This window comes from Faecalibacterium langellae (genome assembly GCF_002549775.1).
Classification (GTDB): Bacteria; Bacillota; Clostridia; order Oscillospirales; family Ruminococcaceae; genus Faecalibacterium; species Faecalibacterium langellae.
Genome location: NZ_NMTR01000021.1, coordinates 38,181 through 52,836 on the forward strand (window position 1 = coordinate 38,181; position 14,656 = coordinate 52,836).

15 protein-coding genes and 2 tRNA genes are annotated in these 14,656 nt (G+C 62.5%); 10 read left to right on the forward strand and 7 right to left on the reverse strand.

The features are described 5' to 3' along the window. Positions 1–16: 16 nt before the first annotated feature. From CGS49_RS08755 to CGS49_RS08790, 8 genes are all read left to right on the forward strand, one after another. Positions 17–1,846 (forward strand): portal protein, encoded by a 1,830-nt coding sequence (locus tag CGS49_RS08755; protein WP_097801467.1) that lies wholly within the window; start codon positions 17–19, stop codon positions 1,844–1,846. An 18-nt stretch (positions 1,847–1,864) separates the two neighbouring features. Beyond that, positions 1,865–2,827, forward strand: coding sequence for a ribosomal-processing cysteine protease Prp (locus tag CGS49_RS08760; RefSeq protein WP_097801468.1), 963 nt, complete (start codon positions 1,865–1,867; stop codon positions 2,825–2,827). A gap of 32 nt (positions 2,828–2,859) precedes the next feature. Beyond that, positions 2,860–3,867, forward strand: a complete 1,008-nt coding sequence (locus CGS49_RS08765; RefSeq protein WP_097801469.1) for a N4-gp56 family major capsid protein — start codon at positions 2,860–2,862, stop codon at positions 3,865–3,867. A 13-nt stretch (positions 3,868–3,880) separates the two neighbouring features. After that, on the forward strand, positions 3,881–4,096 hold the full coding sequence (locus CGS49_RS08770) for a hypothetical protein (protein WP_097801470.1): 216 nt from the start codon (positions 3,881–3,883) through the stop codon (positions 4,094–4,096). A gap of 88 nt (positions 4,097–4,184) precedes the next feature. Further along, on the forward strand, positions 4,185–4,568 hold the full coding sequence (locus tag CGS49_RS08775; protein WP_097801471.1) for a hypothetical protein: 384 nt from the start codon (positions 4,185–4,187) through the stop codon (positions 4,566–4,568). A 13-nt stretch (positions 4,569–4,581) separates the two neighbouring features. Further along, complete coding sequence (locus CGS49_RS08780) at positions 4,582–6,453, forward strand: hypothetical protein (protein ID WP_097801472.1); 1,872 nt, start codon at positions 4,582–4,584, stop codon at positions 6,451–6,453. 17 nt (positions 6,454–6,470) lie between these two features. After that, the gene (locus tag CGS49_RS08785; protein WP_097801473.1) at positions 6,471–6,656 is read left to right on the forward strand and encodes a hypothetical protein; all 186 of its coding nucleotides are present in this window, start codon (positions 6,471–6,473) and stop codon (positions 6,654–6,656) included. A 15-nt stretch (positions 6,657–6,671) separates the two neighbouring features. Then, entirely contained in the window at positions 6,672–8,042 is a 1,371-nt protein-coding gene (locus CGS49_RS08790) for a cell envelope biogenesis protein TolA (protein WP_097801474.1), read from the forward strand. Between the two features lie 388 nt (positions 8,043–8,430). Here CGS49_RS08790 and CGS49_RS08795 read toward each other — a convergent pair. From CGS49_RS08795 to CGS49_RS08810, 4 genes are all read right to left on the reverse strand, one after another. Next, positions 8,431–8,507, reverse strand: a tRNA-His gene (locus tag CGS49_RS08795). 8 nt (positions 8,508–8,515) lie between these two features. Then, a tRNA-Arg gene (locus tag CGS49_RS08800) sits at positions 8,516–8,589 on the reverse strand. A 157-nt stretch (positions 8,590–8,746) separates the two neighbouring features. After that, complete coding sequence (locus CGS49_RS08805; RefSeq protein ID WP_097801475.1) at positions 8,747–9,283, reverse strand: phosphatase PAP2 family protein; 537 nt, start codon at positions 9,281–9,283, stop codon at positions 8,747–8,749. A gap of 48 nt (positions 9,284–9,331) precedes the next feature. Continuing rightward, entirely contained in the window at positions 9,332–9,895 is a 564-nt protein-coding gene (locus CGS49_RS08810) for a DUF1643 domain-containing protein (RefSeq protein ID WP_097801476.1), read from the reverse strand. A 172-nt stretch (positions 9,896–10,067) separates the two neighbouring features. Here CGS49_RS08810 and CGS49_RS08815 point away from each other — a divergent pair, with 172 nt between their 5' ends. Continuing rightward, entirely contained in the window at positions 10,068–11,993 is a 1,926-nt protein-coding gene (locus tag CGS49_RS08815; protein WP_097801477.1) for a BMP family ABC transporter substrate-binding protein, read from the forward strand. A gap of 34 nt (positions 11,994–12,027) precedes the next feature. Next, on the forward strand, positions 12,028–12,681 hold the full coding sequence (locus tag CGS49_RS08820) for a metallophosphoesterase family protein (RefSeq protein WP_097801478.1): 654 nt from the start codon (positions 12,028–12,030) through the stop codon (positions 12,679–12,681). A gap of 141 nt (positions 12,682–12,822) precedes the next feature. Here the strand turns inward: CGS49_RS08820 and CGS49_RS08825 are convergent, their stop codons facing one another. The 3 genes from CGS49_RS08825 to CGS49_RS08835 form a co-directional block, all read right to left on the reverse strand. Further along, positions 12,823–13,128 carry a DUF6465 family protein gene (locus CGS49_RS08825; RefSeq protein WP_097801479.1) on the reverse strand — a complete coding sequence of 102 codons (306 nt, stop codon included), beginning with the start codon at positions 13,126–13,128 and terminating at the stop codon, positions 12,823–12,825. A 297-nt stretch (positions 13,129–13,425) separates the two neighbouring features. Continuing rightward, positions 13,426–13,905 (reverse strand): hypothetical protein, encoded by a 480-nt coding sequence (locus CGS49_RS08830; RefSeq protein WP_097801480.1) that lies wholly within the window; start codon positions 13,903–13,905, stop codon positions 13,426–13,428. Positions 13,906–14,014: 109 nt separating this feature from the next. Beyond that, complete coding sequence (locus CGS49_RS08835; RefSeq protein WP_097801481.1) at positions 14,015–14,653, reverse strand: GDSL-type esterase/lipase family protein; 639 nt, start codon at positions 14,651–14,653, stop codon at positions 14,015–14,017. Between the last annotated feature and the right edge of the window lie 3 nt (positions 14,654–14,656).

The following is a 14,656-nucleotide window of genomic DNA, read 5'->3' on the forward strand; positions in this document are numbered from 1 at the left end:
GAAAAGGAGAAACGCGATGGACGAATACGAGAATGAAGCTTTGCCGGTGGGCGAAGCACAGGTGGCCGAGGCGATGCAGACTTTGCAGCGCTACAAGGCCGGAAAGGCGGCACTGGACAAGCGCATTGTGGATAACGAATTGTGGTTCCGCATGGGGCACTGGAAAAATTACCAGAACCCCATGATGCCTGGCAAGGCCCAGCCTTCCAGCGGGTGGCTGTTCAACAGCATCGCCAACAAGCACGCCGACGCCATGGACAACTACCCGGAACCCAACGTGCTGCCCCGGGCGGCCGACGACGAGGAGACGGCGCGGGCGCTTTCCAGCGTGCTGCCGGTGGTGCTGGAGCAGGCCGACTACGAGAAGGTGTACAGCGACGGCTGGTGGCGCAAGCTCAAACAGGGCACCGGGGTCACCGGCATCTTCTGGGACGCGGCGGCACGGGGTGGCATCGGCGACATTGCGGTGCGCAGTGTCAACCTGCTGATGCTCTACTGGGAGCCGGGTGTGGAGGACATCCAGTCTTCGCCGGACTTTTTCAGCCTGAGCCTGGAGGACACCGCCCGGCTGTGTGCGCAGTACCCGCAGCTGAAAGGCCGCACCGCCAGCGTGCTGGACGTGCCCCGTTACATCCACGATGCCGGGCAGGACACCAGCACCAAGAGCGTCGTGGTGGACTGGTATTATAAACGCCCGGATGAAAATGGCCGCATGGTGCTGCACTACTGTAAGTTCTGCAACGGGGTGGTGCTCTACGCCAGCCAGAACGACCCGGCCCTGGCTGGCCGTGGCCTCTACGACCACGGGCAGTATCCCTTCGTGTTCGACCCGCTGTTTGTGGAGGAGGACAGCCCGGCGGGCTTTGGCTACATCGACGTGATGAAGGACTGCCAGACCGCCATCGACAAGATGAACCATGCCATGGACGAGAACGTACTGCTCTCAGCCAAGCAACGGTATGTGCTCAGCGACACGGCGGGCGTGAACGAGGAAGAACTGGCCGACTTCAGCCGGGACATCGTCCATGTGGCGGGCCGGCTGAACGACGACAGCTTCCGCCCGCTGCAGACGGCCGGACTGCAGGGTAACAGCCTGAGCTACCGCCAGAGCCGCATCGAGGAGCTGAAGGAGATCAGCGGCAACCGCGACCTGACCCAGGGCGGCACGGCTGGCGGTGTGACGGCGGCCAGTGCCATCGCGGCCCTGCAGGAGGCAGGCTCGAAGCTCAGCCGCGACATGCTCAAGAGCGCCTACCGCGCCTTTGCAAAGCAGTGTTACCTCATCATTGAGCTGATGCGCCAGTTCTACGACGAGCAGCGGGTGTTCCGCATCGTGGGGGCAGGGGGCGAAAACCAGTTCGTGCCCTTCTCGGCGGCCGCACTGCGCCCCGTGCCCGGCAGGTCGCTGGGCGGGGTGGAGCTGGGCAGCCGGGAGCCTATCTTTGACATTGTGGTGAGCGCGGCAAAAAAGAGCACCTTCAGCCGCCTTTCACAGAATGAGACCGCGAAGGAGTGTTACCAGCTGGGCTTTTTCAAGCCGGAAAACGCCGACGCCGCCCTCGCCGCGCTGGATATGATGGACTTTGAGGGCGTCGAAAAGGTGCGCCAGCGGGTGCAGCAGAACGGCACCCTTGCCCAGAAGCTGGCGCAGATGCAGAATCAGATGGTGCAGATGGCGGCAGTGATCGAGATGCAGGGCGGCGGCCAAAACACCGCCGGGGGCCTGACCCGCAGCGTGAGCAGCGCGTTCACGCAGAAAGGCGGCAAGGCCGCAGGCACGAAGCTTGCCGGGCTGGGCAGCGCCCTGCCCACCGCTGCCGCCGCAAAAGCTATGGATCTGACGTAAGAGAAGGAGGTGAGAACTATGATGAAGATCGTTTACAGTGAGATGGACACTCCTGCCGGGCTGAGCTGCCGGTTGGAAGCCGCCGGTCACGCGGGTTATGCGCCCGCCGGGCAGGACATCGTCTGCGCCGGGGCCAGCACCGTGATGCAGGGGCTGGTGTATCTGCTGGCCGGGGAGGAAAACACCCACAGCGATGCCTTTGACGAACCGGATGGTCCGCGTCTGGCCGTGCAGGCTGATGCACCCTGTGCCGAGTGGGTGCAGGGGGCCTTTGAGCTGGCAAAAGCCTGCTTTGTGCTGCTGGCCGAGCGCTACCCGGAGAATGTCCGCTTTGCGGATGTGAGCCGCCGGGGCGAACAGGGTATGATGGACCTGCAGCTCTTTGCCAGTGAGGACGGCGGTGCCGCCCCCACAGCCCCGGCCCTGAGCGAAGCGCAGACCCGGCAGGCGGTGGCGTCCGGTACCATGAAGCCCGGCGGGGCGGAAGCACCCGCCGTGCCGCAGGCACCGGAAACACCGCCCGAGCATCTGCCCGGACCGACGCAGCCAGAACCGCCCGCACCGCGCCCGGACCGGAACCCGCCGCTGCTGCCGCATCTGCCCGCGATGGCACAGAACACGGTGCGCGGCCTGCATGCCCGCTGGGCCGCAGAAGAAGCTGCCCTGCGCCGCAGCCAACCGGATTTCAGCCTGAAACAGGAGCTGCAGAACCCGGAGATGCGCCGCCTGATGCAGCTGCCCGGGATGCGGGTGCAGGACGCCTACCGGCTGGCCCACTATGACGAAAGTCTGCGCACGGCCGCCCAGACCGTGGAGCAGGGGGTCGTGGAGCGCATCCAGCAGCGGGCTGCACGGCCTGCCGAGAACGGCATCCGGCCCGGCGGCGCGGCCACCATCCGCCCGGATGTGGCCAGCATGACCCGCGCTCAGCGGGAAGCGCTGGAGCGCCGCGTGCTCCACGGGGCACAGATCGTATTGTGAAAGCAGTTTTAGAAAAAGGAAAGGAAACGACTATGAACCAGAATTTCAACGATTTCAACATCCAGCTGTTCGCCGAGAACCAGAACACCACCGCCACCATGTCGCCCGAGATGAAGACCTTCTACGAGAAGCGTCTCATCGACCAGGCCGAGCCGCGTCTGGTGCACGACCAGTTCGCCGATTACTACCCGGTGCCGCAGAACGGCGGCAAGACCATCGAGTTCCGCAAGTACGACAGCCTGCCCAAGGCGTCCACCCCGCTGACCGAGGGTGTGACCCCCAACGGCCAGGCCCTGAACGTGACCACCATTACCAGCGACCTGCACCAGTACGGCGGCTGGACCCCGCTGACCGATGTGCTGCAGATGACCGCCATCGACAACAACGTGGTGCAGGCAACCCGCGTGCTGGCAAGCCAGGCGGGCCGCACGCTGGACAGCATCACCCGCGATGTGCTGGCGGGCGGCACCAACGTCATCTATGCGCCCAAGCTGTCTTCCGACGGCACTGAGACCGCCGTGGCCAGCCGCAAGGCGCTGGACAAGACCTGCACCCTGACCCCGAAGCTGTTCTTCCAGGCGGCAGCACAGCTGGGTGCCATGAACGCGGACCCCATCGGCGACAGCTACATCGCCATCATCCACCCCTATGCCGCTTACGACCTCAAGACCAGCAAGGAGTTCATTGAGGTGCACAAGTACGCTGACCCCGAGACCATGTTCCGCGGCGAGATCGGCAAGCTGGGCAACATCCGCTTCATCGAGACCAGCGAGGCGAAGATCTGGAAGGACGATACCTGTCCCACCGGTCTGGCGGTGTTCGGCACGCTGGTGCTGGGTGCCCACGCCTACGGCGTCACCGAACTGGAGGGCGGCGGCCTGGAACACATCGTCAAGCAGCTGGGCTACGGCGATGACCCGCTGAATCAGCGCGCTTCCGTGGGCTGGAAGGGCATGCGCGCCGCCGAGCGTCTGGTGGAGCAGTACATGGTGCGCATCGAGAGCGCGTCCAGCTATTCCGCCACCGCTGCCGCCAACTGAGGAGGTGTGAACCATGACTGAAACGAAAAACGTGCGCATCCGGCTGTTCAAGGACAACAGCCGCTACAAGGGCGACCTGTTCGTGAGTGTCAACGGCGTGAACTATAAGATCCGCCGCGGCGTGGAAGTGGAAGTGCCGCCCGAGGTGGCCGAAGTGCTGGAGCACAGCCAGATGCAGGACGAGCTGACTGCTGCCCGCATTGCGGCGGCAGAAAACACCGCGCAGTAAACCGCCCGGCAAATCGAACGCAAACCGGAAGCCCGGCTGGGAAACTTGGCCCGGCCGGGCTTTCCTTATAAAAAAGGAGTGTGAACCTATGACCGTGGGACAGGCGCTGGAACGCGCCGAAGAACTGCGCCCGGGCAGCCGCATTGCCCGCGCGACCCGCTGCGCATGGCTGAAGGAAGCAGATGCCATGCTGCGCCAGCGCTTTTTCAAGAACAGCATCACAGACGCTTACGACGAGGTGGGGGCGGACCTTGCCTGGGACGACGGCCTGCAGGACGAGGATGTGCTGCTGGCACCGGAACCCTTTGATGCAATGTATCCGCATTATCTGTGCGCCATGACCGACGCGGCTCTGGGCGAGACCGACCGCTATGCCGGAGAGCAGGCCCAGTACAACAGCCTGCTGGCTGAGCTGGCGGCGTGGCTGCGGCGCAGCTACCCGGTGCGCCCGGGCAGCCCGTGGCGCTGGTGAGGGAGGTGAGAACATGGTTCTTGCGAACCGGACGAAGCTCGCGAACAGCCGCAGTTTGGTGCGGGTGTTCGGCGGGCTGAACGAGACCTACGCCTGCTCGGAGGCCGAGTACAGCGCGGGGCTGAACTTTTCGGCCCGGGACTTCCCGGCGCTGAGCACCCGCAAACCCCGCCGCAAACTCCGGGCCCTGACCGGGCTGAACGGCATGTACCACCTGAACGGGCTGCTGACCGTCTGCGGCCGGGACCTTGTGTACACGCCGGACAGCGGCGGCGACACCGTGACCTGCACGGACGCCGTGGCCGACAGCCGCAAGGCACTGGTGGGCATCGGCACGAAGATCCTCATCTTCCCGGACAAAACGGCCTTTGACACCGCCGACGGCAGTGTGCAGCCGCTGGGGGCCGCATGGCAGGCCGACGGCCAGAGCGTGCAGTTCGCGCCCTGCGACGCCGAAGGCAAGACCTACGAAGTGAGCGGGTACGGCAAAGAGGAACCGGAAGACCCCGCAGACGGGCAGCTCTTTTTAAAGGTGGAGGATGAGGCACACCCCTGGAGCAGCACCGGCACGCTGGAAGTGTACAGCACCGTTTCCGGCAGCTGGACGGCCATCCCGCTGGAATATTGCCGTATCACGGCGGCGGGCGCGCAGGAGCTGTTTGCCCAGTGGGACACTGTGACCGTGGCGGGCACCGCCGCGAAGCAGGCTGGCATGTGGGAAGAACTGGACGGCGACCTTGTGGTGTACGACGTGGAAGAAAATGCCCTGCGGGTGCGGGTGACGCCGGGCGGCGACTGCTTTTACGGCACGCTGGTGCAGGGTGCAGACAGTGCGCTGTGGACCAGCCTGGACGGCAGCGAGACGCGCAGCATCCCGCTGGAAAGCACGGTGCGCATGGAGCGCCGGGTGCCGGACCTCGATTACATCACCGAGTGCGACAACCGGGTGTGGGGCTGTAGCAGCAAGGAAAACGTCATCTACGCCTGCCGCCTGGGTGACCCCACCAACTGGTTCAGCTACCGGGGCATCGCGGCGGACAGCTATGCCGTCACCGTGGGCAGCGACGGGGCGTTCACAGGCGCGGCCACCTGCATGGGCTATGCACTGTTCTTCAAAGAGAACACGCTGCACAAGCTCTACGGCTCGAAGCCTTCAGATTTTCAGCTCACCTCGCTGCACTGCCGGGGCGTGGCAAAAAATGCGGCCCGCAGCCTGTGCGTGCTGAACGAGACGCTTTATTACCTCTCGCCGGACGGCGTGATGGCCTGGGACGGCAGCATCCCCACAAAAGTTTCCGGCGTGCTGGACGCAGGCCGCCTTGCCAATGTGCAGCAGGCGGTGGGCGGTGCGCTGGACGGCCGCTACTATCTGCACGTTTCCCGCGCGGAAGCGGGCGGTGACCGGGCCCGGCTGCTGGTCTATGACACCGAGCGCAGCCTGTGGAGTGAGGAGGACGTCTGCTCTTACGAGATGGCCAGCACCGGCGGGCAGCTCTACCTCTGGGACGGGCAGGCGCTGTGGGCGGCAGACCCCAGCCGGGAACGCGACTGGCAGAGCACCGACGGCGTGGAGGAAGCGCTGCACTTTGAGCTGACCACCGGCGACATCGGGCTGGACGGGGCCGAGGACCGCTACCTCTCCCGGCTGACCCTGCGGCTGGACGCCGGGTGCGCCAGCACCGTGGAGGTGGCTGCCAGCTACGACGGCGGCCCATGGGAGACGGTGGCCAGCCTGTGCGCTCAGGGCAGCCGCCGCAGCTACGATCTGCCCTTTGTGCCCCGGCGGCACGGCACGCTGCGGCTGCGGCTGCGCGGCACCGGGCAGATCACCCTGCGCAGCATGGCAAAGACACTGGCCGCTGCCAAAGGCGGCATCACAGAATGAAACAGGAGGTATGACGAATGGCAAGCGTGATGGGCATCAGCAAGATCGGTCTGCCGAAGCTGGGCGAGAACATGGACCCCGAGGACGCCCGGGCTCTGCGCAGCTATCTTTACCAGATGCAGGAACAGCTGCAGTATGTGCTGACCAATCTGGACACGGAAAACATGTCCGACGATTTGCGCACAAAGCTGCAGGGCTTATAACAGAAAGGAGAAGTTATGGCAGACAAAAAGAAAGAGGAACAGACGCTGGATGCCGTGCAGGCGCAGGCCGGGGCCGAGGGCACGGCGAATGCGTCCGACGGCTACTCTGCCGCAGGGCTGAACAGCCGCAAGGATGTGGAGGATGCGCTGACAAATGCCAGCTACAAGCCCGGGCAGTCGGTCACCGACGCGGCGCAGGCACTGAAGGAGTGGCAGGCGAACCGCCCGAAGGACTACCAGAGTAATTACCAGGAGAAGATCGACCAGCTGCTGGACCAGCTGCTGCAGCGCCAGAGCTTCCAGTACAGCTACACGCAGGACCCGCTCTACCGCCAGTATGAGCAGACCTACCTGCAGAACGCCCGCAACGCCAGCGCCGACGCTGCTGCGCAGGCTGCGGCACTGACCGGCGGCTACGGCTCCAGCTACGCTGCCAGCGTGGCCCAGCAGGCCTACCAGCAGCAGATCGGGGCGCTGAACAACGCCATCCCGACGCTGTACAGCCTGGCGCTGGATACCTACGAAAGCGGCGGCAACGATCTGGTGACCCAGCTGGACCAGCTGACCGGCAGCGAACAGGCTGCCCAGAACCTTTACAACGACCAGCTGGCGGATTACTACACCCAGCTGGAGCAGAAGGGCAATGCTTACAACAGCGCCTACGCCCAGGATTACGGCCAGTATCAGGATTATCTGAGCCAGCTGGGTACCCTGCATGACTACTATTCGGCGCAGGAACAGCAGCAGGCGGCCCAGCGCCAGCAGCGGTTCAACAACGTGATGAGCGTGCTGGGCTTCCTGGGGGATGTGGTGCAGATCGCGCTCAGCGGCACCACGGGCCTCGGCTCCATGCTCAGCGGCCTGCTGAACACCGGCTACAACATCTACTCCGGCAACCGCCAGTATGAGGCCAGCCGCGCGGATAACCAGTGGAACCAGCAGATGCAGGAGAAACAGTATCAGGACAAGCAGAACCAGCAGCTTTACGAAAACGAGTTCAACGAGCGGGAATATCGGGACAAACTCAACCAGCAGCAGTTCAACAACGACGTCACCAACCAGAAGCTGAACATCGCGCTGGGCGAGTGGAACCTGAAAAAGTCCACCGCCGCCCAGAAGGCCAGCCAGGCGGGCGGCAGCGCTTCCGGCAGCAGAGCAGGCAGCTCCGGCACGAGCAGCGCGGGCACCGGCAGCAGCACCTATACCGGTGCGGGTTTGGGCAGCACGAGCAACACGGGCAGCAGAAACGGCAGCGTTGCTGTGCCCTACACGGCCATGCTGATGCGCAGCCAGGGCAGGAGCGACAGCAGCATTACCGGTGCGCTGCAGCGGGAGGGCTACTCCAATGCGGAGATCGCGCAGATCTTGCAGCAGATGAAGCGCTGAGAAACGCGGCAGACACAAAATGAAAAAAGCATGTGCGGGGCACGAACGGCCATTCCGGCCGATGTGCTTCGCACATGCTTTTTGTTTGCGGTTTCGAACGGGGAAAATGAGTTTGAGAGTCTCGCTGGGCTGTTGATTGCCTTGCCTTTGGCAAGGCCGTGCTGTTCGAGCCCCACTGGGCACCCCACCAACAAAAAAAGTCCGCTGTTGAAAAGCATCAGCGGGGAGACTCCCTATTTATAGATTCCTGAAGATCAGGACCCGCGGGCTAATCAACAGCCCACTGGGCTGTTGATTGCCTTGCCTTTGGCAAGGCCGTGCTGTTCGAGCCCCACTGGGCACCCAACCAACAAAAAAAGTCCACTGTTGAAAACAGCGGACTTTTTGGTGGGGTGCCCAGTGGGACTCGAACCCACGGTCTCCAGATCCACAATCTGGCGCGTTAACCGACTACGCTATGGGCACCACATAGATGCGCCCGAAGGGACTCGAACCCCCGGCCCACTGCTTAGAAGGCAGTTGCTCTATCCACCTGAGCTACGGGCGCACGTTGTTATCCCATTGGGTTCCATTATGGCGGCAGTCGTGTGTCGGCACACGCTGCGAGAAGTATAATACCATAAGGACCCGGTTCTGTCAAGGAAAAAATCGAAAAATCTTTTTTCTTTTTTGCACGGCCGCCAAAACAGCGCTGCAGCGTTCTGTCACAGCAGCCACATGCCGGCGTAGCCCAGCGCAAAGCCCAGTGCTGCGCCGCAGAGCACATCCCGCGGGTAGTGCACACCGGTGAGCACGCGCATGAGGCAGATCAGCGCCGTGATGCCCACCATCACCCAGCCCACCATGGGGTAAAAGCGCATCCACACCATGGAGAGCACGGCGGCGCTCAGTGCGTGGCGGGAGGGGAAAGAATGGCCGTGGGTCTCCTTGTGCACCAGCGGTTCAAAGCCGGGCTGCTCATAGGGGCGGGGGCAGTTGAGCTTGTCGCGCAGCAGGGTGCCGCCCCAGAAGGTGAGCCCCGGCACGAAGACCGAGCGCGCGATCTCCATCATGAAGTCCGGCGCGCCGCCCGCTTTGCCGGAAAACAGTCGGAACAGCTGCACATTCAGCAGGCACAGCAGCACCGGGTAGCAGACAAATGGAATCAGCGGCAGCCAGCGGTCCAGCGTCACGACGCAGCGCCGGGCAAGGGGATGTGCCTCAAACCAGCCCCGCAGGGCGTGATAGTGTTCTGCGGTCAAAATGATCCCTCCGCATCGGGTCAGATTTTAACAAATAGGATGCACGGCTCAAAAGCAGGTATCCAGATAGTTTTCCACATCAAAGGGTTCCGGGGTGGAATCCTTGCGCAGGTAGAGCGGATGGTGGGGGTGGCCCTTCTTGCTGCGCTTGCCGAAGGTGACCCACGGGATATCCCGCTCCCGCGTCAGGGCCACCATCTCCCGCATCAGGCCGGGCAGGTAATCCCGCTTTTCGATCAGGGTGCCCCAGGCGGCCCACATGGTGGGCTCCGTCTCGGCCAGAACGGCCTTCAGCCAGCGCAGGTTCTCCTCACACAGGGCACGGTCCGGCACCCGGTCCATATCGTTGGGGTCGGTGGCGCGCTGAGGGTAGACATTGAACATGATCCAGCTGTCAAAGCCGTTGGCGGCGGCAAGGCGCTCCACACTTTTCAGGGTGGGGTCTAGCGCGCCGGGCTGGGCGGTGCTGGGGTTGATGCCGATGCACACCAGCGGGCGGCGGCCCACCCGGCCCAGCACATAGCGGTAAGGCTGGTAGGTGTGGGGCTCATAATACCAGATGCCGCCGGCGTATTCACCGGCTTCGAGCAGGGGAAGGGCTTCGGTTTGCATGGGTGTTGACTCCGATCATCAGTTTGTTTCTTTTATCGTACCTGAAACTGCAAGATAAATCAACTCTTTTGCCCCGAAAAACTTCCCATAACACCAAATTTCATGGTATACTGGGCTGTACGATGCAGCAGGGAACGCTCCCTGCACAGGGCCCTGTAAAAAAGGAGTAACTATGCTGGAAGATTACAAGAGTGCACTGCGCGCGGGGCAGCGCGCTTACCGCGCCTGCGTGGCGCGCGGCCAGTCGCCGTATCTTGCGGTGCTGGACGATATTCTGGTCAATGTGAACATCGTGGCGCAGGAACCGCTGGGCCTGGTGGAGATCCCGGCCGAGAGCATTGTGGGCACAAAGACCAGCGGACGCCACACCGCCTTTGCGTCCAACTTCATGCCGCTGCTGGAGCCGGACACCGAGTTCGCGGCCAAGTGGTCCAACCTGTGTGAGGCGCATCTGGAGGAAGGCATCCGTGTGCCCATCATCGCCTATGAATTCCTGAACAAGTTCTATGTGCTGGAAGGCAACAAGCGTGTCTCGGTGCTGAAATATTACGAGGCCGTCAAGATCGCGGGCACTGTCACCCGTCTGATCCCGGAGCGCAACGACAGCCTGGAAAACAAAATTTATTATGAATTCCTGGATTTCTACAAGCTGTCCAAGGTGAACTACGTCCACTTCTCCAAACTGGGCGGCTATGCCAAGCTGCAGACGCTGGTGTGCAAAGCTTCGGGCGAGAGCTGGACCGACGACGACCGGCTGAACTTTGCTTCCTTCTACACCATGTTCAGCCAGCAGTTCCACGCCCTGGGCGGCGAAGAACTGGACCTGACGCCCGGCGATGCGCTGCTGGTCTATCTGTCCGTCTACCGCTACTCGGACGCCTGCGACTCCACCCCGGCGCAGATGAAGCAGAACATGGAAAAGCTGTGGAACGAGGTGAAGGTGCTCACTGAGCCGCAGGCCGTGGAACTTTCGCTGGAGCCCAAGCAGGGCCCGGGCGAACCGCTGCTTTCCAAGCTGAACATCTTCACCAGGCCCAGTGAGCTGCGGGTGGTGTTCCTGCACGAGCACAACGCCGAGAGCAGCGCCTGGGTGCGCGCCCACGACAAGGGCCGCGAAGCGCTGGCGCAGGCTTTCCCGGACCGGGTGTTCATCACCTGCAAGGAGAACATTGAGCCCGAGGTGGACGCGGAGCAGGTGCTGGAGGAAGTGGCCCACGACAACGCCGACGTGGTGTTCACCACCAGCGCCCGGATGCACACCGCCTGCCTGAAGGTGGCGGCCCAGCACCCCAAGACCCGCATCCTGAACTGCTCGCTGAACGCGCCGCACCCGCTGGTGCGCACCTATTACCCCCGCACCTATGAGGTGACCTATCTGCTGGGCCTGCTGGCCGGTGTGCTGACCAAGACCGAGCGGGTGGGCTATGTGGCCGCGAACCCGGTCTATGGCATCCCGGCGGCGGTCAACGCCTTTGCGCAGGGCCTGAAGACCGTGCGGCCGGAGGCAAAGATCGTGCTGCGCTGGGCCTGCCTGCCGGATGAAAAGCATCCGCTGGATTTCTCCGACCGGCCGGACGTGGACATCTTCTACGCCCGCGACAGCCGCGAACCGGCGGGCACCCACCGGGACTACGGCCTGTGCCGCCGCCTGCCGGACGGCAGCCTGAAGCCGCTGGGCCTGCCCGTGTGGCGGTGGGACACCTTTTATGTGGAGATCATCCGCTCCATCTTCGACGGCGCCTGGGACAACGACGCGGCCGGTGCCCGTGCGGTGAACTACTGGTGGGGTATGCGCAGCGGCGCAGAGGAGATCGTCTACGACGCGGACCTGCCTGCCGGCACCCTGCAGCTGCTGGACCTGATGGAAAAGCTGCTGAGCGAGGACGACCTGCGCATCTTCCCGGAGGACCTCTACGCCCAGGGCCACGAGCTGCACTCGCCCGCGGCGGCGGCATATACGCCGAAGGAACTGATGGAGATGGACTGGCTGGACGAATGTGTGGAGGGCGCTTTGCCGCACTACGATGAGCTGGACGTCAAGACGCACACCCTGATGGCAATCAACGGCCTGGGCAACCTCAAAGGCCTGACGAAATAACCGGCCGCGGCCGAAAGAACGGAGCAGATCTGACGTGAAAATTCTTGCAATTTCGGATGTTCCCTCCAAGGCGCTGTGGGATTATGGGACCCGCGAACACCTGGAAGGGATCGACCTGATCCTCTCCTGCGGGGACCTGCCGCAGAAATATCTGGAGTATCTCACAAACTTTACGGCGGCACCCATCCTGTATGTGCATGGCAACCACGACTGCAGCTACCGCCAGCATGAGCCCGGCGGCTGCATCTGCGTGGACGACGAGGTGTATGTGTGGAAGGGTCTGCGCATCATGGGCCTGGGCGGCAGCATCAAATACAACATGCGGCCGGACAGCTACCAGTACACCGAGAAAGAGATGAGCGGCCGGGTGCGCAAACTGCGGCGCAAGGCCCACAAGGCGGGCGGCATCGACCTGCTGTTGACCCACTCCCCGGCGGCGGGTCTGAACGACAACACCGACCACGCCCACAAAGGCTTTGAGTGCTTCAACGCGCTGCTGGATGAGTTTGAGCCGCAGTGGTTCGTGCACGGGCATGTGCACCTGAACTACGATGCAAAGCTGCCCCGGGTGTGCACCCGCGGCAAGACGATGGTCATCAACGCCACCGAACGCTATGTGTTTGAGATCCCAGACCCGGCCCCTGCCGCGCCGCCCAGACATTTCTGGGAAAAATGGCTTGAGCCCTGACGATGGATAGCATAAAAACAGCCCTTGCAGAAGCACATCTGCAAGGGCTGTTTTTTACGATGAAATGGAGCCTGTGTAAAAACAGAAAAGGCAGCGCCCAGTCCGGGTGCGTGCCGGGCCAGAACGGTGCGGGATGCGATCTTACAGTTCCAGCTTGCCGGAGACTTTGTTGATCACATAATAAGCGGCGCCCTCCTCGGGCTTGACGTAGACTTTGCAGGACTGCACGCCCACCTTGTGGGTGGTGCGGTAGTCTGCTTTGGCGCGGTCAATGAGATCAGTGATGTTGTACTGCTTGCCGCCGAACTCCACATACAGTTCCGGGGCCAGCGGGGGACGACCCCGGCGTGCAGGTGCTTTGGCAGCCTTGCGGGTCTTGGTCTCTTTTGCTTCTGCGGGGGCGGCCGCAGTGGGGTCCGCCGCAGCGGTCTTTTTCTTTTCAGGCATGGTTCAAAACCCTCCTTCATATTTTTTCTGTTCTGGCAGTGGGATTGCGCAGAACGGCTCCATAGAAGTCCGATAAATATATAATAGTTTTTTGAGGGACATTTGTAAAGTCTTTTTTCGAAAAAACTTTCGGAAACGGGTCAGAAATTGCAATATAAATGCTGCGGGCAGAAAAATGCGGTGCAAAACGCGGCATGCTTGCGGGAAAAAGAGGGAAAATCCACGGTTCGCAACGGGTTCCCGGGAGTGTTCCGGGAGAAACCCGACGGGTAAAAATCGGACCTTTTGCGGCGGGATTTACTCTGCGCAAAGTTTCTGCGCGTTCTCAGCAACGGGCAGGAGAAGGGCTTCGTCCCAGTCCTCGGCCAGGGTGAACAGCACCTGATAAATGGCGGTCTGCGCTTCGCCGCGGGGGTGGCGCTGCGCCAGAGAAAAGGCAGCGGAAAGCATCTGCAGCTTCAGGGGGCGGATGGGCTCCGGCGCGCTCCACAGCCGGGCAAGGTCATAGTCGTTTGTGTTGCCGCAGGGCATGGCGCAGCTGGCGCAATTGGGAGCCACCGCGTGCTTTTCGGCGCGGACGATGGAAAGCATCCGTGCAAGTTTTTCTTCCGGTGCATCCGGCTGCGCGGCAAGGCGCAGACCGGCGTTCAGCACCTCGTCCGTATTGACGGTCTTGGGTTCGCTTGTGGTGGCGCGGGCAAGGCCGACGAGGGCACCGAGAAGGGTGTCTCTTGCCTGCTGGGCGCTGGTGACAGGGGCTTTTAAAAGTTCAGGCATGGGCAGTTCCTTTCCATGAATGTTTCTGCGGAAAGTATAGCCGATTTTCCTTCCGTTTACAAGACAAACAAAAAGTCCCCTCTTTCGAGGGGACAAAAGTTTGCCTTTATCAGATCAGTTCAGGCACCTTTGCGGCCAACAGCTCTGCCAGCTGCGCATGACCCTTCCGGGTCAGGTGCATGAAGTCCACCTGGTTGAACTCGCAGTTCTTCGCGTCGAGGAAGTGCACGCCCTGCCGCTCGCAGATGATGCGGAACTGCTCGGCCACACCGGCCGACTTCTCCACACAGCCGTCGCCCATCACAGCGTCGTGGAAGCCTGCGCCGATGGGAGGAGGTGCCACCACCAGAATGTTGGGCTGCTTGGTGCCCCAGCAGTCCACGCTCTTGGCCTTGAGGATGAGCCGCTCCATGCCCACCGCGATGCAGGCGGCGTTGGCACCAAAGCGCTCCTTCACATCGTTGGTGCCCAGCATGATGATGAGCAGGTCGATGACCTCGTGGCTCTTGAGCAGGGCATAAATGGCGCTGAGGGCGTCCATGGACTCGTGGATGGGGTCCACGAACACAGTGGTGCGGCCGGAAAGGCCTTCCTCGGTGACAAGATACTCGTCGCCCAGCGCCTTCTGCAGGCGGCAGGTCCAGCGCTCGTCCTCGTTGAAGCGGATGCCGTGGTCGGCGCAGTCATTGGGGTCAGCACAATAGCCGTGGGTGTTGGAATCACCCAGGCAGAGGATATGGGTTTTCATAAG